The 17,660-nt window shown below is 59.4% G+C and carries 20 protein-coding genes; 13 read left to right on the top strand and 7 right to left on the bottom strand.

Annotation, left to right across the window (positions count from 1 at the left end; translation table 11 throughout):
• The first annotated feature begins 1 nt into the window (after window position 1).
• The 9 genes from F475_RS00105 to F475_RS00065 all read left to right on the top strand — a co-directional run bounded on the left by F475_RS00105 (window position 2) and on the right by F475_RS00065 (window position 9,000).
• On the top strand, window positions 2–826 hold the full coding sequence (locus F475_RS00105) for an ABC transporter permease (protein WP_018928864.1): 825 nt from the start codon (window positions 2–4) through the stop codon (window positions 824–826).
• Between the two features lie 139 nt (window positions 827–965).
• Entirely contained in the window at window positions 966–2,114 is a 1,149-nt protein-coding gene (locus tag F475_RS00100) for an iron-containing alcohol dehydrogenase (protein WP_019580746.1), read from the top strand.
• Window positions 2,115–2,205: 91 nt separating this feature from the next.
• The gene (rpe, locus tag F475_RS00095; RefSeq protein WP_007941649.1) at window positions 2,206–2,880 is read left to right on the top strand and encodes a ribulose-phosphate 3-epimerase; all 675 of its coding nucleotides are present in this window, start codon (window positions 2,206–2,208) and stop codon (window positions 2,878–2,880) included.
• The gene (locus F475_RS00090) at window positions 2,877–3,695 is read left to right on the top strand and encodes a phosphoglycolate phosphatase (RefSeq protein WP_111452911.1); all 819 of its coding nucleotides are present in this window, start codon (window positions 2,877–2,879) and stop codon (window positions 3,693–3,695) included. Before rpe ends, F475_RS00090 begins: the two co-directional genes overlap by 4 nt.
• Window positions 3,696–3,765: 70 nt before the next feature.
• A complete protein-coding gene (gene trpE / locus F475_RS00085) occupies window positions 3,766–5,247 on the top strand; it encodes an anthranilate synthase component I (protein ID WP_111452910.1) in 1,482 nt (493 codons plus the stop codon).
• A 467-nt stretch (window positions 5,248–5,714) separates the two neighbouring features.
• Window positions 5,715–6,308 carry an aminodeoxychorismate/anthranilate synthase component II gene (locus tag F475_RS00080; protein WP_018928869.1) on the top strand — a complete coding sequence of 198 codons (594 nt, stop codon included), beginning with the start codon at window positions 5,715–5,717 and terminating at the stop codon, window positions 6,306–6,308.
• 9 nt (window positions 6,309–6,317) lie between these two features.
• The gene (trpD, locus tag F475_RS00075) at window positions 6,318–7,367 is read left to right on the top strand and encodes an anthranilate phosphoribosyltransferase (protein ID WP_111452909.1); all 1,050 of its coding nucleotides are present in this window, start codon (window positions 6,318–6,320) and stop codon (window positions 7,365–7,367) included.
• Window positions 7,364–8,200, top strand: coding sequence for an indole-3-glycerol phosphate synthase TrpC (gene trpC / locus F475_RS00070; protein WP_111452908.1), 837 nt, complete (start codon window positions 7,364–7,366; stop codon window positions 8,198–8,200). The genes trpD and trpC overlap by 4 nt, the downstream gene beginning before the upstream one ends.
• 98 nt (window positions 8,201–8,298) lie before the next feature.
• On the top strand, window positions 8,299–9,000 hold the full coding sequence (locus F475_RS00065) for a lipoate--protein ligase family protein (protein ID WP_111452907.1): 702 nt from the start codon (window positions 8,299–8,301) through the stop codon (window positions 8,998–9,000).
• Between the two features lie 26 nt (window positions 9,001–9,026).
• Here the strand turns inward: F475_RS00065 and crp are convergent, their stop codons facing one another.
• Complete coding sequence (gene crp, locus F475_RS00060; protein WP_018928873.1) at window positions 9,027–9,671, bottom strand: cAMP-activated global transcriptional regulator CRP; 645 nt, start codon at window positions 9,669–9,671, stop codon at window positions 9,027–9,029.
• Between the two features lie 246 nt (window positions 9,672–9,917).
• Here crp and F475_RS00055 point away from each other — a divergent pair, with 246 nt between their 5' ends.
• A complete protein-coding gene (locus F475_RS00055) occupies window positions 9,918–10,340 on the top strand; it encodes an OsmC family protein (RefSeq protein ID WP_007941657.1) in 423 nt (140 codons plus the stop codon).
• Window positions 10,341–10,578: 238 nt separating this feature from the next.
• Window positions 10,579–11,373 carry an adenosylmethionine decarboxylase gene (speD, locus tag F475_RS00050; protein WP_018928874.1) on the top strand — a complete coding sequence of 265 codons (795 nt, stop codon included), beginning with the start codon at window positions 10,579–10,581 and terminating at the stop codon, window positions 11,371–11,373.
• A 93-nt stretch (window positions 11,374–11,466) separates the two neighbouring features.
• Here the strand turns inward: speD and coq7 are convergent, their stop codons facing one another.
• The 6 genes from coq7 to hemJ all read right to left on the bottom strand — a co-directional run bounded on the left by coq7 (window position 11,467) and on the right by hemJ (window position 15,990).
• On the bottom strand, window positions 11,467–12,114 hold the full coding sequence (gene coq7, locus F475_RS00045) for a 2-polyprenyl-3-methyl-6-methoxy-1,4-benzoquinone monooxygenase (RefSeq protein WP_018928875.1): 648 nt from the start codon (window positions 12,112–12,114) through the stop codon (window positions 11,467–11,469).
• 121 nt (window positions 12,115–12,235) lie between these two features.
• Window positions 12,236–12,574, bottom strand: a complete 339-nt coding sequence (locus F475_RS00040) for a histidine triad nucleotide-binding protein (RefSeq protein ID WP_007906873.1) — start codon at window positions 12,572–12,574, stop codon at window positions 12,236–12,238.
• An 80-nt stretch (window positions 12,575–12,654) separates the two neighbouring features.
• The gene (locus F475_RS00035) at window positions 12,655–13,443 is read right to left on the bottom strand and encodes an SDR family oxidoreductase (protein ID WP_086944462.1); all 789 of its coding nucleotides are present in this window, start codon (window positions 13,441–13,443) and stop codon (window positions 12,655–12,657) included.
• A gap of 62 nt (window positions 13,444–13,505) precedes the next feature.
• Window positions 13,506–14,465, bottom strand: a complete 960-nt coding sequence (locus tag F475_RS00030; protein ID WP_018928877.1) for a DUF805 domain-containing protein — start codon at window positions 14,463–14,465, stop codon at window positions 13,506–13,508.
• A gap of 91 nt (window positions 14,466–14,556) precedes the next feature.
• Window positions 14,557–15,525, bottom strand: coding sequence for a nitronate monooxygenase family protein (locus tag F475_RS00025; protein WP_019650353.1), 969 nt, complete (start codon window positions 15,523–15,525; stop codon window positions 14,557–14,559).
• A 33-nt stretch (window positions 15,526–15,558) separates the two neighbouring features.
• Complete coding sequence (gene hemJ / locus F475_RS00020; RefSeq protein ID WP_018928879.1) at window positions 15,559–15,990, bottom strand: protoporphyrinogen oxidase HemJ; 432 nt, start codon at window positions 15,988–15,990, stop codon at window positions 15,559–15,561.
• 295 nt (window positions 15,991–16,285) lie between these two features.
• Between hemJ and argC the strand changes: the two genes are divergently transcribed.
• Together argC and F475_RS00005 are read left to right on the top strand one after the other, a co-directional pair.
• Entirely contained in the window at window positions 16,286–17,320 is a 1,035-nt protein-coding gene (gene argC / locus F475_RS00010; protein WP_018928880.1) for an N-acetyl-gamma-glutamyl-phosphate reductase, read from the top strand.
• A gap of 106 nt (window positions 17,321–17,426) precedes the next feature.
• On the top strand, window positions 17,427–17,660 hold a 234-nt coding region (locus F475_RS00005; RefSeq protein ID WP_146602926.1), incomplete at its 3' end, for a helix-turn-helix domain-containing protein.

Here is a 17,660-nt window from a genome sequence, read left to right as displayed (position 1 = left end):
AATGCTGAGTCCTTATATGTCGCCCATCGAACGGGTGTGGTTCTACAGCTTGCGGATTCTCTGCGGCTTGATTTTGTTGTTCCTGATCTTGCCGGTGCTGGTGATCATTCCGCTGTCGTTCAACTCAGGGAGTTTTCTGGTCTACCCGCTGCAAGGCTTCTCGCTGCACTGGTATCAGGACTTTTTTGCCTCGGCGGAATGGATGCGTTCGTTGAAGAACAGCATGATCGTGGCTCCGGCAGCGACCGTGCTGGCGATGATCTTCGGTACGCTGGCGGCGATCGGCCTGACCCGTGGCGACTTCCCGGGCAAGGCGCTGGTGATGGCGCTGGTGATTTCGCCGATGGTGGTGCCGGTGGTGATCATTGGTGTGGCCAGTTACCTGACCTTCGCGCCACTGGGGTTCGGCAACAGCTATACCTCGTTGATCGTGGTGCACGCCGTGCTGGGCGTGCCGTTCGTGATCATCACGGTATCGGCGACCTTGCAGGGGTTCAACCAGAACCTGGTGCGGGCCGCGGCCAGCCTGGGAGCTTCGCCGCTGACGACGTTCCGCCGGGTGACCTTGCCGTTGATTGCGCCGGGGGTGATTTCCGGTGCGCTGTTTGCCTTCGCTACCTCGTTCGATGAAGTGGTGGTGACGCTGTTCCTCGCCGGTCCCGAACAAGCGACCTTGCCTCGGCAGATGTTCAGCGGCATCCGCGAAAACCTCAGCCCGACAATCGCCGCTGCCGCGACGCTGCTGATCGCATTCTCGGTGATCCTGTTGCTGACCCTGGAATGGCTGCGTGGGCGCAGCGAAAAACTGCGTACCGCCCAAGCCTGACGCCAACTGTGATCGTTCCCGCGCGAGCGTGGGAACGATCGACAGAAGCACCTCGATCATTCACCAACTTAATAGCAGACAAACCCCAATCCCCAGCTACTATTGTGCCCAGCTCCCCTATCTATAAGAGGCTGCGCACATGAGTCTTTCCTCTTTCAAAATCGCTCACAAACTGATCACCGGCGCAGGTGCCATCGAGCAATTGGCGGCCGAGCTCACACGTCTGGACATCGACAACCCGCTGATCGTCACCGATGCCGCGCTGGTCAAGTCCGGCACGGTGGAGCTGGCGCTGGCGCAGCTGGGCGAGCGCAGTTATGAGATTTTCGACCGGGTGTTGCCGGACCCGGAAATCGCCATCGTCGAAGATTGCATGCGGGTTTACCGTGAGGGTGGGCATGACGGGCTGATCGGCCTCGGCGGCGGCAGCGCCATCGACATCGCCAAGAGTGTTGCCGCCTATGCCGGTTATCACGGCGCGCTGGAGGATTTGTTCGGCATCGATCAGGTGCCGCGCAAAGGCCCGCCGCTGATCGCCATCCCGACCACCGCTGGCACCGGTTCGGAAGTGACCAACGTGGCCATCCTCTCCGACAAGGTCGCGCAGCTGAAGATGGGCATCATCAGCGATTACCTGTTGCCGGACGTGGCGCTGGTCAGCCCGCAAATGACCCTGACCTGCCCGCGCAGTGTCACCGCCGCCAGTGGCGTCGATGCGCTGGTGCACGCCATCGAGTCCTACCTGTCGCTCAACGCCTCGCCCATCACCGATGCCTTGGCCATTGGCGCGATCAAACTGATTACCAAGGCGCTGCCCAAGGCTTACGCCAATCCCGCCCACCTGCAAGCCCGCGAAGACATGGCCACCGCCAGCCTGATGGCCGGCATGGCGTTCGGCAATGCCGGGGTCGGTGCGGTGCATGCGCTGGCGTATCCGCTGGGTGGGCGTTTCAACATTGCCCATGGTGTCAGCAATGCCTTGCTGCTGCCGTATGTCATGACCTGGAACAAGATGGCCTGCGTGGAACGCATGCAGGATATTGCCGAGGCCATGGGGGTGAAGACCGCTCATCTGAGCGCCAGTGAGGCGGCGGATAAAGCCGTGGAGGCGATGACCGAGCTGTGCGCCGCCGTGGAGATCCCGCGAGGTCTGCGCAGTTTCGGGGTCCCCGAGGAGGCGATCCCGGCCATGGCCGTGGAAGCCGCCGGCACCGAACGCCTGATGCGCAACAATCCGCGCAAGTTGAGCGCCACCGATATCGAGAAGATCTACCGAGCGGCCTATTAGGACTTGCCCCAATCATCGCAGCACGGTGCGCGCGTCAAAGCATGAGGTATACAATGCGCGCCATCGTGATTCTGCTCAGAAAAGGTGCGTCATGCAGCCCTTCGTTATTGCTCCGTCGATTCTCTCCGCCGACTTCGCCCGCCTGGGCGAGGAAGTGGACAACGTCCTGGCCGCCGGCGCCGACTTCGTGCACTTCGATGTCATGGACAACCACTACGTGCCGAACCTGACCATCGGCCCGATGGTCTGCTCCGCGCTGCGCAAGTACGGCGTGACCGCGCCGATCGACGCGCACCTGATGGTCAGTCCGGTGGACCGCATCGTCGGTGACTTCATCGAAGCCGGTGCGACCTACATCACCTTCCACCCGGAAGCCACGCTGCACGTCGACCGTTCCCTGCAACTGATCCGCGAAGGCGGCTGCAAGGCGGGCCTGGTGTTCAACCCGGCGACCCCGCTGGACGTGCTCAAGTACGTGATGGACAAGGTCGACATGATCTTGCTGATGAGCGTCAACCCGGGCTTCGGCGGGCAGAAGTTCATTCCAGCCACCCTCGACAAGCTGCGTGAGGCTCGGGCGCTGATCGATGCTTCCGGGCGTGACATTCGCCTGGAAATCGACGGCGGGGTGAACGTGAACAACATTCGCGAAATCGCCGCTGCGGGCGCCGACACTTTCGTGGCCGGCTCGGCGATCTTCAATGCGCCGAACTACCAGGAAGTGATTGAAAAAATGCGTTCCGAACTGGCGCTGGCTCGCCCATGAGCGGTTTTGAGCAGCTGTTCCCGGGGCGTCTGCCGCGGCTGGTGATGTTCGATCTGGATGGCACGCTGGTCGATTCGGTCCCTGACCTCGCAGCGGCTGTGGATAACATGCTGCTCAAACTCGGGCGTGACCCGGTCGGCATCGAACCGGTGCGTGAGTGGGTCGGCAACGGCGCGCCGGTGCTGGTGCGCCGTGCACTGGCCGGCGGCATCGATCATTCGTCGATCGATGACGGCGAAGCCGAAGGTGCACTGCAGATTTTCATGGAAGCCTACGGTGAGGGGCATGAGCTGACCGTGGTCTATCCCGGTGTGCGCGACACCCTGAAATGGCTGCACAAGCAGGGCGTGGCGATGGCGCTGATCACCAACAAACCGGAGCGCTTCGTCGCGCCGTTGCTGGATCAGATGAAGATCGGCCGTTACTTCAAATGGATCATCGGTGGCGACACCCTGCCACAACAGAAACCTGATCCGGCTGCGCTGTTTTTTGTGATGAAAATGGCCAACATTCCGGCGTCGCAATCATTGTTCGTCGGCGACTCGCGTAGCGATGTGCTGGCGGCGAAAGCGGCGGGGGTCAAATGCGTGGCCCTCAGTTACGGTTATAACCACGGTCGGCCGATTGCCGAAGAGTCGCCGGCGCTGGTGATCGATGATCTGCGCAAACTAATTCCCGGTTGCCTGGATCCGGCCGCTGAGATAACGTTGCCCGACGCTGTTCAACCCCCTGCTGGAAACGCCATCGTGGTGGTCACTCGCAAACTCTGGATGAAAGTCATCAAGGCCCTGGCCCGCTGGCGTTGGCGCGCCTGACTTGTTCCTGGCCGGCGTACCGGCGCGTTTGCATACCTGACCGTTAGACCCTCAAGCCACGAGGCACCTCATGATCCGCGAAGAATTCCTGCGTTTGGCCGCTGCCGGCTACAACCGCATCCCGCTTGCCTGCGAAACCCTGGCCGACTTCGACACGCCGCTGTCGATCTACCTGAAACTGGCCGACGAGCCGAACTCCTATCTGCTGGAGTCGGTGCAGGGCGGCGAGAAGTGGGGCCGCTACTCGATCATCGGCCTGCCGTGCCGCACCGTATTGCGGGTTCACGATCACCACGTCAGTGTGACCCACGACGGTGTCGAGATCGAAAGCCATGACGTTGAAGACCCACTGGCCTTCGTCGAAGCCTTCAAGGCGCGCTACAACGTGCCGACCATTGCCGGTCTGCCGCGCTTCAACGGCGGTCTGGTGGGTTACTTCGGTTACGACTGCGTGCGTTATGTGGAGAAGCGTCTGGGCAAATGCCCGAACCCGGATCCGCTGGGCGTGCCGGACATTCTGCTGATGGTGTCCGATGCGGTGGTGGTGTTCGACAACCTCGCCGGCAAGATGCACGCGATTGTCCTGGCCGATCCGTCGCAGGAAGATGCCTTCGAACAAGGTCAGGCGCGTCTGCAAGCGCTGCTGGAACAACTCCGTCAGCCAATCACTCCGCGCCGTGGCCTGGACTTCAGCAAGCAGCAATCGGCCGATCCGGTGTTCCGTTCGAGTTTCACCCAGGACGATTACGAGAAAGCCGTCGACACCATCAAGGAATACATCCTGGCCGGTGACTGCATGCAGGTCGTGCCGTCCCAGCGCATGTCGATCGACTTCAAGGCTGCGCCTATCGATCTTTACCGGGCGCTGCGTTGCTTCAACCCGACGCCGTATATGTACTTCTTCAACTTCGGCGACTTCCACGTCGTCGGCAGTTCGCCGGAAGTGCTGGTGCGGGTCGAAGACAACCTGATCACCGTGCGCCCGATTGCTGGCACTCGCCCACGCGGGGCCAACGAAGAGGCGGACCTGGCGCTGGAAAAAGACCTGCTGTCGGACGACAAGGAAATCGCCGAACACTTGATGCTGATCGATCTGGGCCGCAACGATACTGGGCGCGTCTCGGAAATCGGTTCGGTGAAGCTCACCGAGAAGATGGTCATCGAGCGTTATTCCAACGTGATGCACATAGTGTCTAACGTCACCGGCCAATTGAAGGCCGGGCTGACAGCGATGGACGCACTGCGGGCGATCCTGCCGGCCGGCACCTTGTCCGGCGCACCGAAGATTCGCGCGATGGAAATCATCGACGAGCTGGAACCGGTCAAGCGGGGCGTCTATGGCGGCGCGGTCGGTTACTTCGCCTGGAACGGCAACATGGACACCGCGATTGCGATTCGCACCGCCGTGATCAAGAACGGTGAACTGCATGTGCAGGCCGGTGGCGGCATCGTCGCCGACTCGGTACCGGCGCTGGAATGGGAAGAAACCCTGAACAAGCGTCGCGCGATGTTCCGCGCCGTGGCCCTGGCCGAACAAGCCCCGGAAAACTGATCCACATAGAAAACGCGGTGCCTGCGAGGGCGCCGCGTTTTTTTATGCCTGTCATTCCCCTTTTAATCTTTTGATCTTGTGCTTCGGCCGCTCTCGACACCGCCAAAAAACTTCCAGCTTTTTGCCATCTGTCGCTAACCCTTCGATTGTTTCGCGAGCTGTCGCTCCGGCCATATTGCACGCTCTGCCCAGCTACGTTACTGTGCCCAGACGTATGAATGAGACCTTTCCCGTGTTGATCGTCAGCAAACTCCTGGATCAAGTCATCAAGGCACACGCCCGTTGGCGTTGGCGCGCCTGAATCTTTTCTGCCGGCCTGGCCGGACCTGTACCGCTTTGCCTTCTTTACCTGTACGAAATGCCGCTTTGCTGGCGCCACTCCAGCACCCGTCAAAGCGCAGCGCACTGCGGGTAAATCATTCGAAGGCCGTATTAAAAGTCAGTGAATTCAAGAGGTTCTTAACGCCATGTTGCTGATGATCGATAACTACGACTCTTTTACTTACAACGTTGTGCAATACCTCGGCGAGCTAGGCTCCGAGGTCAAAGTCGTGCGCAACGATGAACTCACCATTGCCGAAATCGAAGCCCTCAAGCCTGAGCGCATCGTCGTGTCTCCCGGTCCTTGCACCCCGACCGAAGCCGGTATTTCCATTGAAGCGATCAAATACTTCGCCGGCAAGCTGCCGATTCTCGGCGTTTGCCTGGGTCACCAATCCATCGGCCAGGCGTTTGGCGGCGATGTGGTCCGTGCCCGTCAGGTCATGCACGGAAAGACCAGCCCGGTATTTCACGAGGACAAGGGCGTATTCGAAGGTCTGAATCGCCCGTTGACGGTCACCCGCTACCATTCGCTGATCGTCAAGCGCGAAACCCTGCCCGATTGCCTGGAGCTGACTGCCTGGACCCAGCTCGAAGACGGCTCGGTGGATGAGATCATGGGCCTGCGTCACAAGACGCTGAACATCGAGGGTGTGCAATTCCACCCCGAGTCTATCCTCACCGAACAGGGGCACGAGCTGTTCGCCAACTTCCTCAAACAAACTGGCGGCACGCGCTAAGGACTTTCCATGGATATCAAGACAGCCCTGAGCCGTATCGTCGGCCACCTCGATCTCAGTACCGATGAAATGCGTGATGTCATGCGCGAAATCATGACTGGGCAATGCACGGATGCGCAGATCGGCGCGTTCATGATGGCTATGCGCATGAAGAGCGAAAGCATCGACGAGATCGTCGGCGCCGTGACGGCGATGCGCGAGTTGGCGGACAAGGTCGAACTCAACACCCTCGACGGCGTGGTCGATGTGGTCGGCACCGGCGGCGACGGGGCCAATATCTTCAACGTCTCGACTGCTTCCTCATTCGTGGTCGCAGCGGCTGGTTGCACCGTGGCCAAGCACGGTAACCGTGCAGTGTCGGGCAAAAGCGGCAGCGCCGATTTGCTGGAAGCAGCCGGTATCTACCTGAACCTGACCCCGGTTCAGGTTGCACGCTGCATCGACAACGTCGGTATCGGTTTCATGTTTGCCCAGACTCATCACAGCGCCATGAAGCACGCCGCCGGTCCGCGCCGCGAGCTGGGCTTGCGCACCTTGTTCAACATGCTCGGCCCGCTTACGAATCCGGCCGGTGTGAAACACCAGGTGGTGGGTGTGTTCAGTCAGGCGTTGTGCCGGCCATTGGCCGAAGTCTTGCAGCGCCTGGGCAGCAAACACGTGCTGGTGGTGCACTCCAAGGATGGTCTGGACGAATTCAGCCTGGCGGCCCCGACCTTTGTCGCGGAGTTGAAGAATGACCTGATCACCGAGTATTGGGTCGAGCCCGAAGACCTCGGCATGAAGAGCCAGAGCCTGCACGGTCTGTCGGTGGAAAGCCCGGCGGCTTCCCTGGAACTGATTCGCGATGCCTTGGGCAAGCGCAAGACCGAGAATGGTCAGAAAGCCGCCGAGATGATCGTGCTCAATGCCGGCGCCGCGCTGTACGCCGCCGACCATGCCAGCAGTTTGAAAGAAGGCGTTGCCCTGGCGCACGATGCGCTGCACACAGGCCTCGCTCGGGAAAAACTTGAGGAGTTGGGTGCATTTACCGCGGTATTCAAAGTGGAGAATGAGGGATGAGTGTACCGACGGTTCTGGAAAAAATTCTGGCCCGCAAAGTCCAGGAAATCGCCGAGCGTAGCGCTCGTGTGAGCCTGGCAGAGCTGGAAAACCTGGCCAAGGCGGCCGATGCACCCCGTGGTTTCGCCAAGGCATTGATCGATCAGGCCAAGAAGAAACAGCCGGCGGTGATTGCTGAAATCAAGAAAGCTTCGCCAAGCAAGGGCGTGATTCGCGAGAACTTCGTGCCTGCGGACATTGCCAGGAGTTACGAGAAGGGCGGGGCTACTTGCCTGTCGGTGCTCACCGACATCGACTACTTCCAGGGTGCGGATGTGTATCTGCAACAAGCCCGGGAGGCGTGCAAGCTGCCGGTGATCCGCAAAGACTTCATGATCGATCCGTACCAGATCATCGAGTCCCGCGCCCTGGGCGCTGATTGCGTGCTGTTGATCGTCTCCGCACTGGATGACGTGAAAATGGCCGAGCTGGCGGCCGTGGCCAAAAGTGTCGGCCTCGATGTGCTGGTGGAAGTCCACGATGGCGACGAGCTGGAGCGGGCCTTGAAAACCCTCGACACGCCGCTGGTGGGCGTGAACAACCGCAACCTGCACACCTTCGAGGTCAGCCTGGAAACCACCCTCGACTTGTTGCCGCGTATTCCGCGTAATCGTCTGGTGGTCACCGAGAGTGGCATTCTTAACCGCGCCGATGTCGAGCTGATGGAAATCAGCGACGTGTATGCGTTCCTGGTCGGCGAAGCGTTCATGCGCGCCGAAAGCCCGGGTACTGAACTGCAGCGCCTGTTCTTTCCTGAGCGCGGTGTTCCAGTGAGCGGCTCTACGCTCGACTGAACACATTTTCGCAGGCAACCCGATCCCCTGTGGGAGCGGGTTTGCCCGCGAGTAGGTCATCAAGCCCCCCAAAGACTTCATGTCTTACGGAGTCGTCCATGTCCCAGCCAACCTCTCTGACCATCGAAGCCGGCCTGCTCGCCGAACAGGACCTGTTGGCCCATGTGTGCACCGGTGATTCGGAGTTCGGCTTGCTGTTCTGGCAACCCACAGACCAGGCATTGGTCATGCCGCGCCGCTTGAATCGCTTGCCGGGTTTCGAGGCAGCGTGCGAGATATCAGCCGCTGCCGGTTGGCCGGTACTGCTGCGCGAAACCGGCGGCGAGCCGGTGCCGCAATCGGCATCGACCCTCAACATCGCGCTGGTCTACGCGCCACCGCGTAGCGAGGGTGACCAGAACCGGATCGAAACCGCCTATCGCCGACTCTGTGACCCGATTTGCCAGCTGCTTGACGAGTTGGGTGGTGTGTCGTCCGTGGGCGAAATTGAAGGCGCGTTCTGCGATGGCCGTTTCAACGTCAACCTCGATGGTCGCAAGATGGTCGGTACCGCTCAGCGCTGGCGGCAGAGCAAGGGCGGTCAGCGTCCGGTCGGGCTGGTGCACGGGGCGATGCTGATCGATAACGAGCGAGAGTCAATGGTCGCGGCGGTCAATCGTTTCAACGAAGCCTGCGGTCTGGAACAGCGGGTTCGCGCAGAAAGCCACATTGCCCTGCATGAAAAATTTGCCGCTCCTGATGCACTGGAACGGCTCGATGCGTTGTATCGCCAAATACTGGCAGAAGTGCTCGGGGCTTAAGTGTTCCAGGCTTCGGTTTTCAGAGCCTAGCGCGTACCGAAGACCACCATGGTCTTGCCTTTGACGTCGACCAGGTTGCGTTCTTCCAGATCCTTGAGCACGCGGCCGACCATCTCACGGGAACAACCGACAATCCGGCCGATCTCCTGGCGGGTCACCTTGATCTGCATGCCATCCGGGTGGGTCATGGCGTCTGGCTGCTTGCACAGCTCCAGCAGGCAGCGCGCCACGCGGCCGGTCACGTCGAAGAACGCCAGGTCGCCGACCTTGCGCGTGGTATTGCGCAGGCGTTGTGCGATTTGTCCGCTGAGCACGTAAAGAATGTCTGGATCCTGTTGAGACAACTCGCGGAATTTCGCGTAGCTGATTTCCGCGACTTCGCATTCGACTTTGGCGCGAACCCAGGCGCTGCGCTCCTGTTCCAGCCCGGCTTGCTCGAACAGACCCAGTTCACCGAAGAAGTCGCCGGAGTTGAGGTAGGCAATGATCATTTCACGGCCGTCGTCATCCTCGATCAGGATGGTCACCGAACCCTTGATGATGAAGAACAACGTGTCCGAGCGGTCGCCGGCACAAATGATGTTGCTCTTGGCGGCATAGCGACGGCGCTGGCAGTGCATCAACAGTTTGTCGAGGTTCTTGATTTTGGATATGGGGGTAATAGCAACCATGGTTGTATCCCGAAAAGACTGCACGGTATGTTTGTTTTTTGTAGGGGGCTGGTGAAGCCTGGTTTTTTGTTCGCTACAAAGCTGGCTAAGCGCCAGTGAATTGGCGTCAGCTTAACAGACACATTCCTTCAAGATTCGAGAATTTACCTACGACCCATACGGTTATGTCCTAGGAAGGCGAAGCGCTGCCAATCAAGGGCCCTGTGCTAAGCTGGCGACCCTTTTTTATACAGTGGAGTCTTGGCGATGAAGGCACGCATCCAATGGGCAGGCGAAGCCATGTTCCTCGGTGAATCCGGCAGCGGTCATGTCGTGGTCATGGACGGTCCGCCCGATGCCGGCGGTCGCAACCTGGGTGTCCGCCCGATGGAAATGCTCCTGCTGGGTGTTGGCGGTTGCAGCAATTTCGATGTGGTCAGCATCCTCAAGAAGTCGCGTCAGGCCGTCGAAAGCTGCGAAGCCTTCCTCGAAGCCGAGCGTGCGACCGAAGATCCGAAGGTGTTCACCAAGATCCACATGCACTTCGTGGTCAAGGGACGCGGGCTGAAAGAAGCCCAGGTCAAGCGCGCCATCGAGCTGTCGGCCGAGAAGTACTGCTCGGCCTCGATCATGCTCGGCGCGGCTGGCGTGGCGATTACCCACGACTACGAGATTATCGAGCTCGGTTGAATCGACATTCAACTATCATAAAAGCGGTGCAGACTCTGGTGATCCATAGCTGACGTCTGCATAATGCGCCACTTTTTTCAGGGCAGTGATCGGTCACCCGACAGGTCGCTTGCCTGAACAGACAACCAAAATCGCCATCGCGAAGAGGTGTTAACCGTCCTACGCAGGTGCGTCGTTCGCATCTGACGGGCATGCTTGATCACGCGGCCAGCCCGCAATACATAGAGAGTTTTTAACGGTGAAAAGCAAACTCAAGCTCCACGGGTTCAATAACCTGACAAAGACCTTGAGCTTCAACATCTATGACATCTGCTACGCGGAAACCCCGCAAGACCAGCAGGCTTACGTCGAGTACATCAATAAAGAGTACAACGCCAAGCGCCTGACGCAGATCCTCACAGAAGTTGTCGATATCATTGGTGCCAATATCCTGAACATCGCCAGTCAGGACTATGAACCCCAGGGCGCCAGCGTCACGATTCTGATCTCTGAAGAGCCGGTAACCCCCACCGACAGTCAGATTGAAGAGTCTCCGGGCCCGTTGCCCGAAATCATCCTGGCCCACCTCGACAAGAGCCACATCACGGTGCACACCTACCCGGAAATCCATCCGGTGGACGGTATCGCGACGTTCCGTGTGGACATCGACGTGTCGACCTGTGGCGTCATTTCACCGCTCAAGGCGCTCAACTTTCTGATTCACCAGTTCGATTCGGATATCGTGACTGTGGATTACCGCGTGCGCGGCTTCACCCGTGACGTTGAAGGCAAGAAACACTTCATCGACCACGAGATCAACTCGATCCAGAACTACCTCTCCGAAGACACCCGCGACGCGTACCAGATGACCGACGTGAACGTGTACCAGGAAAACCTGTTCCACACCAAAATGCTGTTGAAGAACTTCGAACTGGATAACTACCTGTTCGGCGACGCCACCAGCAACCTGTCCTCTGAGCAGCGTGCCCAGGTGACTGAGCGTGTGAAACACGAAATGCTTGAAATCTTCTACGCGCGCAACATGCCGAGCTGAGAGTTCCGAGTACAAAAAAAGGCGACTACCGCAAGGTAGTCGCCTTTTTCATTGCTGTTGTCCGCGAAGAGGCCCGATCAAACAACGCAACCGTCAGATCCGATAAGTGCTCTTGGTCATCACCTTGGCCAGCAGACTCATTCCGAACTTCACCGGCGCAGGAAAACGGAACCCTCCAGCATCCAGCGCACTTTCGGCATGATGTTCTTCATCAATGCGCATCTGCTCAAGGATCGCCCGGGATTTTTCGTCCTCGGCGGGCAGTTGTTCAAGGTGTTCGTTCAGGTGTTTGCAAACCTGATGCTCGGTGGCGGCAACGAAACCCAGGCTGACTTTGTCGCTGATCAACCCGGCCACCGCGCCAATCCCGAACGACATTCCGTAGAACAGCGGATTGAGAATGCTGGTGTGGCTGCCCAACTGGTGGATGCGCTGTTCGCACCAGACCAGATGATCGATTTCTTCTTCGGCGGCATGTTCCATGGCAGCGCGCACTTGCGGCAACTTGGCGGTCAGGGCTTGACCTTGATACAGCGCCTGGGCACAGACTTCGCCGGTATGGTTGATGCGCATCAAACCGGCGACGTGCCGGGTGTCCTCGTCGTTCATTTGCGCATCCGGCTGCACGATGGCAGGCGACGGACGGTAGGGCTGACCGCTGAAGGGCAGCAAAGTACGCATCGCGGCATCGGCTTGCAGCAGAAGACGGTCAATTGGCGAGTAGTGACGTTGGGTAGTCATGCTGACCTCCGGGAAGAATCTCGGCGGCCAGTTTAACCCAATCGGCCGGGGAGGGTTTGCGCTGGGTCATCTGTGGCGAGGGAGCAAGCGCCCTCGCCACATAAACCGGTACTGCTTGCAATCAGCCCGGAGGCCAGTGCATCTGGCGCTGACCCAGCACGTGCATATGAATGTGATAAACGGTCTGCCCGCCCAATTCATTGCAGTTCATGACCACCCGGAAACCTTCTTCACAGCCCAGTTCCAGAGCCAGACGCTGCGCGGTGAACAGAATATGCCCGGCCAGAGCCTTATCGTCCTCGGTGAGATCGTTAAGGGTGCGCACCGGTTTCTTCGGGACCACCAGGAAATGCACGGGGGCCTGTGGGGCGATGTCGTGGAAGGCCAGTACCTGGTCGTCCTCGTAAATGATCTTCGCCGGGATTTCCCGGTTGATGATCTTGGTGAACAGAGTATCCACAGCTGTTTTCTCCGTTGTTTGGCTGGCTTGAGTGTACGCATGGGCCCTGCCTGAGCCCAGTTTTTTACCTTGAAGGCTGGTCAGCGCGGGCAGTACGCCTTATTGACCATGCCCGCGATTGTCCGGGTCAGCCAGCGCGAGCCGAGCCGTGGCAAGAAGGCGAACCAGCGATTCAGGCGACCGGGGATGATAATGGCGCGATTTTTCTCCAGGGCGCGCACGGTGTAGAGCGCGACTTCCTCTGGGCTCATCAGCAATTTGCTCTCGCCCAGCTTGTCGGTGTTCAGTTGCGCGGTGCGAAAAAACGCCGTGCGGGTCGGGCCGGGGCAGAGCACCGACACCTTGACCGCGCATTTTTTCAGTTCGACGCGCAAGCCTTCGGAAAAACTCAGCACATAAGCCTTGCTGGCGTAATAAGTGCTCATCCAGGGGCCGGGATGGAACGCCGCAACCGAGGCGACGTTCAGAATCTGCCCGCCGCCCTGCAAGGCCATGCTGTTACCAATGGCATGACACAAGCGAGTGAGGGCCAGGATGTTCACTTCGATCAGGTCCTGCTCGGTCATCCAGTCCTGGGCCAGGAATGGGCCACAGGTACCGATGCCGGCGCAGTTGACCAGCAGATCGATTTGCCGCTCACCTTCCTCCAGCTCCAGTAGAAATCCGGACAGGCGCAACGGTTCACCCAGGTCACAGGCACGAAACAAAACTTCCACGCCAAAACGTTGAGTCAGTTCAATCGCAATACTTTCCAGCTGATCACGCTGTCGGGCCACCAATAGCAGGCTGCGGCCGCGCCGGGCCAGCGCTTCGGCCATTGCCAGGCCGATGCCGCTGGAAGCGCCAGTGATCAGAGCGTAACGGGTCATGCAGTTCTCCATCGCAACAGCTCCGCGCCAGCGACGCAGGTGTCACGGGCGGGGAGCGCTGTTCATTCTTTTGCAGAGTCTACAGGGGGCTGGGCCGCTTCGGCTGCATCGTCGGTTGAATCTGCTGCCGAGTCGACTTCGACGGGCGCAGCTTCGACTTCATCGGTGGTCACGGAGCTGCTTTGATAGGCGCTATCAGTGGCGCTTTCGTACTCATCCTGAATTGCCGTGAGACCTCCGGTCAGCCCGCCAACGAACATGATCGCAATAAACACCAGCCACAATGAAGCCAGTACCCTGACTGCATTGCTGTTGGGCGGCGGCGGTGCGCCATATCGATTGGCAGTGTTGTTACCCGGCACGATCATTATCACGAACGGGAAAGCGCCCCCCACGAACGGCACAAGGTTCAACAGCCAGAGCCATCCAGACCAGCCGATATCGTGCAGGCGCTGCACACTGAACTGAATGCTGATGAACGCGAGTATCACGATCAGAATAACGGCCAGCAGACCCGCGACAATCAGGCCGGCAGTCGAGTTGGTGCTGATGAGGCCGAAGCCGAAAATGGCCAGCACCGAGCCAATGCCCAACGTCACCAGCGTCAGAGCCATTGTCCAGGCCAGAAAGCGCAGTCGGCCGATGCGGCCACTGAAACTGAATGCCTTGAGTGTGGCGAACTCCGGCAGCGCTTCGCCGACCGTGGCGCGTGGCGGAGCGTAGGGGGAATCGGGCTCTGCCGATGGCGGTGGGCTGACGTGAACGTCGGACAGGTTCAGCTCGATCGAGGGTTCGGCTTCGATTCGGGCATCGATGCCGGTTTTCGTCAGCGCCTGAAGATAAGTTTGCGCGTCGGCGTGTGACAGTTCGCGTTTGAGCGCAACCGTCCGGCCACTGAACAGGCGTTCGATGGCTGCGACATCGCTTTTGAACAGCTCGGCGAGATTGAGCTTGGCGGTGGTGGCATCAACACCGGGCAGCAAAGCACCATCGAAGACGATCTTGAAACGGTTTTCGCTCATGGCCGAGGCATCCTTGTCGCGAGAGTTGTAATGGAAAGTGTAACAAGAGGGAGTTTAAGGCCGGCCGGGTTGGGCTGGCCAAACTTTCCTGTCAGCGCGGCCAGCGCTTGGGCAGTGCTGCCGCCAGTTCCAGCGCCTTGCGGTATTCGGTGCCGAGACGTTCGACCAGTTGATCGACACTCGGCAGATCCTCGATCTCCCCGACACCCTGGCCCGCAGACCACACGGTTTTCCAGGCTTTGGCTTCATCGTTCAACGGCTTGAGCTTGGAGCCGAAGTCCACCTCGCCCTTGCTTTGCAGCGCCGCCATGTCGAAACCGGCGGCCTCCAGGCTCTGACGCATGAAGCTTGCCGGAACCCCAGACACCGCTGGAGTATGGACGATGTCCGCGGCTCTGGCAGTCAGGAGCATCTCCTTGTAGGCGTCAGGCGCATGACTTTCGGTGGTGCCGATAAATCGCGTACCGAAGTAGGCCAGATCCGCACCGAGCAATTGCGCGGCAAGAATCTCGTGGCCATGGTTCAGGCAGCCAGCCAGCAGCAGGGTCTTGTCGAAAAACTGGCGAATCTCGGCGATCAGCGAAAACGGGCTCCAGGTCCCGGCGTGACCACCGGCCCCCGCGGCAACGGCAATCAAACCGTCGACACCGGCTTCGGCGGCTTTTTCTGCGTGGCGACGGGTCGTCACGTCGTGAAACACCAGGCCACCGTAGCTGTGCACGGCATCGACCACTTCCTTCACGGCGCCGAGGCTGGTGATCACGATCGGTACTTTGTGTTCGATGCAGATCGCCAGGTCCGCCTGCAATCGCGGATTGCTGTGGTGGACGATCAGGTTCACCGCGTAAGGCGCGGGGTTTTCCAGTGTCGCCAACCCTGCTTCGATTTCTTCCAGCCAGGCCTTGAACCCACTGCTCTCACGCTGATTCAGCGCAGGGAAGCTGCCCACCACGCCATTACGGCAGCAGGCGAGCACCAGCTCAGGGTTGGAGATCAGGAACATCGGTGCCGCCACCACCGGCAGTCGCAAGCGTTGTTCGAGCAGAGCGGGCAGCGACATTGGAAGTACCCCGGGTGAGCGTGTCTGTTGGATTTAAAACGGCCGGACGACGACCAGAATTACGATAGCCAGCAATATCAGAACCGGCACTTCATTGAACCAGCGATAAAAGACATGGCTGCGGGTGTTTTCGCCACGGGCAAAACGTTTTACCTGTGCGCCGCACATGTGGTGGTAGCCGATCAGGATCACCACCAGGGTCAGCTTGGCGTGCATCCACGCGCCCTGACCGAAATAGGCGCTCGGGTTGAGGCTGATTAGCCAAATGCCGAACACCAGGGTGGCGATCATCGCTGGCCCCATGATGCCTCGGTACAGCTTGCGCTCCATGATGCTGAAGCGTTCCTTGCTGACGGTGTCTTCGCTTTGCGCGTGATAGACGAACAGGCGCGGCAGGTAAAACAGGCCGGCAAACCAGCAGACCATGCTGATGATGTGAAGAGCTTTGAGCCACAGATAAAGCATTTTCAGTTATTCCCAGGTTCACGGTAGCCCGAATAGTAGAGAAAGTGTCCCGTCTCGGACATAACTGTTCAATTTTGACGGTGTCTTTTGTCGCCATACTGCGTTGCCGCTCCTCGCCATAGCGGGCTATGACTCGTCGCGGCGCCTTGTCTGGCAACAAAATCCACTCGCCAAAACTTGAACGTATGCCCGAGACGGGACACATGAGCCGCCGCACGTCACCTTGACGGTTGTCGCAGGGCCGCGCGGCCCCTATTATCGACGGCTTTCCAGTGGGTTCGTTGAGGGCAGGTTTATGGTCAAGGTCGGTATCGTCGGCGGCACGGGTTACACCGGTGTCGAACTGCTGCGTCTGTTGGCACAGCATCCGCAGGCAGAAGTGGTGGTGATCACTTCCCGATCCGAGGCCGGCCTGGCCGTGGCCGACATGTACCCGAACCTGCGAGGCCATTACGACGGCCTGGCGTTCAGCGTTCCGGATATCAAGACCCTCGGGGCTTGCGACGTGGTGTTCTTCGCCACGCCGCACGGTGTCGCCCATGCCCTGGCGGGTGAGTTGCTGGCTGCCGGGACCAAAGTCATCGACCTGTCGGCAGACTTCCGTCTGCAGGACGCCGATGAGTGGGCCAAGTGGTACGGCCAGCCGCACGGTGCGCCGGAACTGTTGGAGGAAGCGGTCTACGGCTTGCCGGAAGTCAATCGCGAGCAGATCAAGCAGGCACGCCTGATTGCTGTACCGGGTTGCTACCCGACCGCCACGCAATTGGGTTTCCTGCCATTGCTTGAAGCCGGTCTGGCCGATACCACGCGTTTGATCGCTGACTGCAAATCCGGTGTCAGTGGTGCCGGTCGTGGCGCTTCGGTAGGTTCGCTGTACTCCGAGACGTCGGAAAGCATGAAGGCCTACGCCGTAAAAGGTCACCGTCACTTGCCGGAAATCCGCCAGGGTCTGCGTCGTGCAGCGGGCAAGGAGGTCGGCCTGACCTTCGTTCCGCACCTGACGCCGATGATTCGCGGTATTCACTCGACGCTCTACGCGACCGTCGTGGACCGCTCGGTGGATCTGCAGGCTCTGTTCGAAAAGCGTTATGCCAACGAACCGTTCGTCGACGTAATGCCAGCCGGCAGCCATCCGGAAACCCGCAGCGTGCGTGGTGCCAACGTTTGCCGTATCGCCGTGCATCGTCCGCAGGATGGTGATCTGGTGGTGGTGTTGTCGGTCATCGACAATCTGGTCAAAGGCGCGTCGGGTCAGGCTGTGCAGAACCTGAATATCCTCTTCGGTCTGGATGAGCGCCTGGGTCTTTCCCATGCGGGCATGCTGCCGTAAGGCTTTATCCCGAAATGCAAAAAGGCCCGTTGAACGGGCCTTTTTGCATTCTGTGTCTCGTCCTGAATAAGGTTTACACCTTCTGACTTATCTTCAGGAGGAACCAATGGATACGGGGAAAAGGCGCAGCCAGCGAGATTACACGCTGGGCTTTAAATTGGCAGTCGTCGATCAGGTCGAAAAAGGCGAGTTGAGTTATAAAGAGGCTCAACGGCGCTACGGGATTCAGGGGCGGTCGACTGTGCTGGTGTGGTTACGCAAGCATGGGCGGCAGGACTGGAGCCAAGGCGCCTCTATTCGCGCCCAGAGGAGCCGACCGATGGACGAACAAAGTTTGCCG

Source organism: Pseudomonas sp. URMO17WK12:I6 (genome assembly GCF_003253625.1).
Lineage (GTDB): Bacteria > Pseudomonadota > Gammaproteobacteria > Pseudomonadales > Pseudomonadaceae > Aquipseudomonas.
The sequence above is the reverse complement of the archived record's forward strand: the minus strand, read 5'-3'. Positions and strand labels throughout refer to the sequence as shown.

Bases quoted from the DNA above. Each gene is read 5' to 3' on its own strand.
- F475_RS00105 (WP_018928864.1), top strand. From the start codon at position 2: ATGCTGAGTCCTTATATGTCGCCCATCGAACGGGTGTGGTTCTACAGC.
- F475_RS00100 (WP_019580746.1), top strand. From the start codon at position 966: ATGAGTCTTTCCTCTTTCAAAATCGCTCACAAACTGATCACCGGCGCA.
- rpe (WP_007941649.1), top strand. From the start codon at position 2,206: ATGCAGCCCTTCGTTATTGCTCCGTCGATTCTCTCCGCCGACTTCGCC.
- F475_RS00090 (WP_111452911.1), top strand. From the start codon at position 2,877: ATGAGCGGTTTTGAGCAGCTGTTCCCGGGGCGTCTGCCGCGGCTGGTG.
- trpE (WP_111452910.1), top strand. From the start codon at position 3,766: ATGATCCGCGAAGAATTCCTGCGTTTGGCCGCTGCCGGCTACAACCGC.
- F475_RS00080 (WP_018928869.1), top strand. From the start codon at position 5,715: ATGTTGCTGATGATCGATAACTACGACTCTTTTACTTACAACGTTGTG.
- trpD (WP_111452909.1), top strand. From the start codon at position 6,318: ATGGATATCAAGACAGCCCTGAGCCGTATCGTCGGCCACCTCGATCTC.
- trpC (WP_111452908.1), top strand. From the start codon at position 7,364: ATGAGTGTACCGACGGTTCTGGAAAAAATTCTGGCCCGCAAAGTCCAG.
- F475_RS00065 (WP_111452907.1), top strand. From the start codon at position 8,299: ATGTCCCAGCCAACCTCTCTGACCATCGAAGCCGGCCTGCTCGCCGAA.
- crp (WP_018928873.1), bottom strand. From the start codon at position 9,671: ATGGTTGCTATTACCCCCATATCCAAAATCAAGAACCTCGACAAACTG.
- F475_RS00055 (WP_007941657.1), top strand. From the start codon at position 9,918: ATGAAGGCACGCATCCAATGGGCAGGCGAAGCCATGTTCCTCGGTGAA.
- coq7 (WP_018928875.1), bottom strand. From the start codon at position 12,114: ATGACTACCCAACGTCACTACTCGCCAATTGACCGTCTTCTGCTGCAA.
- F475_RS00035 (WP_086944462.1), bottom strand. From the start codon at position 13,443: ATGACCCGTTACGCTCTGATCACTGGCGCTTCCAGCGGCATCGGCCTG.
- F475_RS00030 (WP_018928877.1), bottom strand. From the start codon at position 14,465: ATGAGCGAAAACCGTTTCAAGATCGTCTTCGATGGTGCTTTGCTGCCC.
- F475_RS00025 (WP_019650353.1), bottom strand. From the start codon at position 15,525: ATGTCGCTGCCCGCTCTGCTCGAACAACGCTTGCGACTGCCGGTGGTG.
- hemJ (WP_018928879.1), bottom strand. From the start codon at position 15,990: ATGCTTTATCTGTGGCTCAAAGCTCTTCACATCATCAGCATGGTCTGC.
- argC (WP_018928880.1), top strand. From the start codon at position 16,286: ATGGTCAAGGTCGGTATCGTCGGCGGCACGGGTTACACCGGTGTCGAA.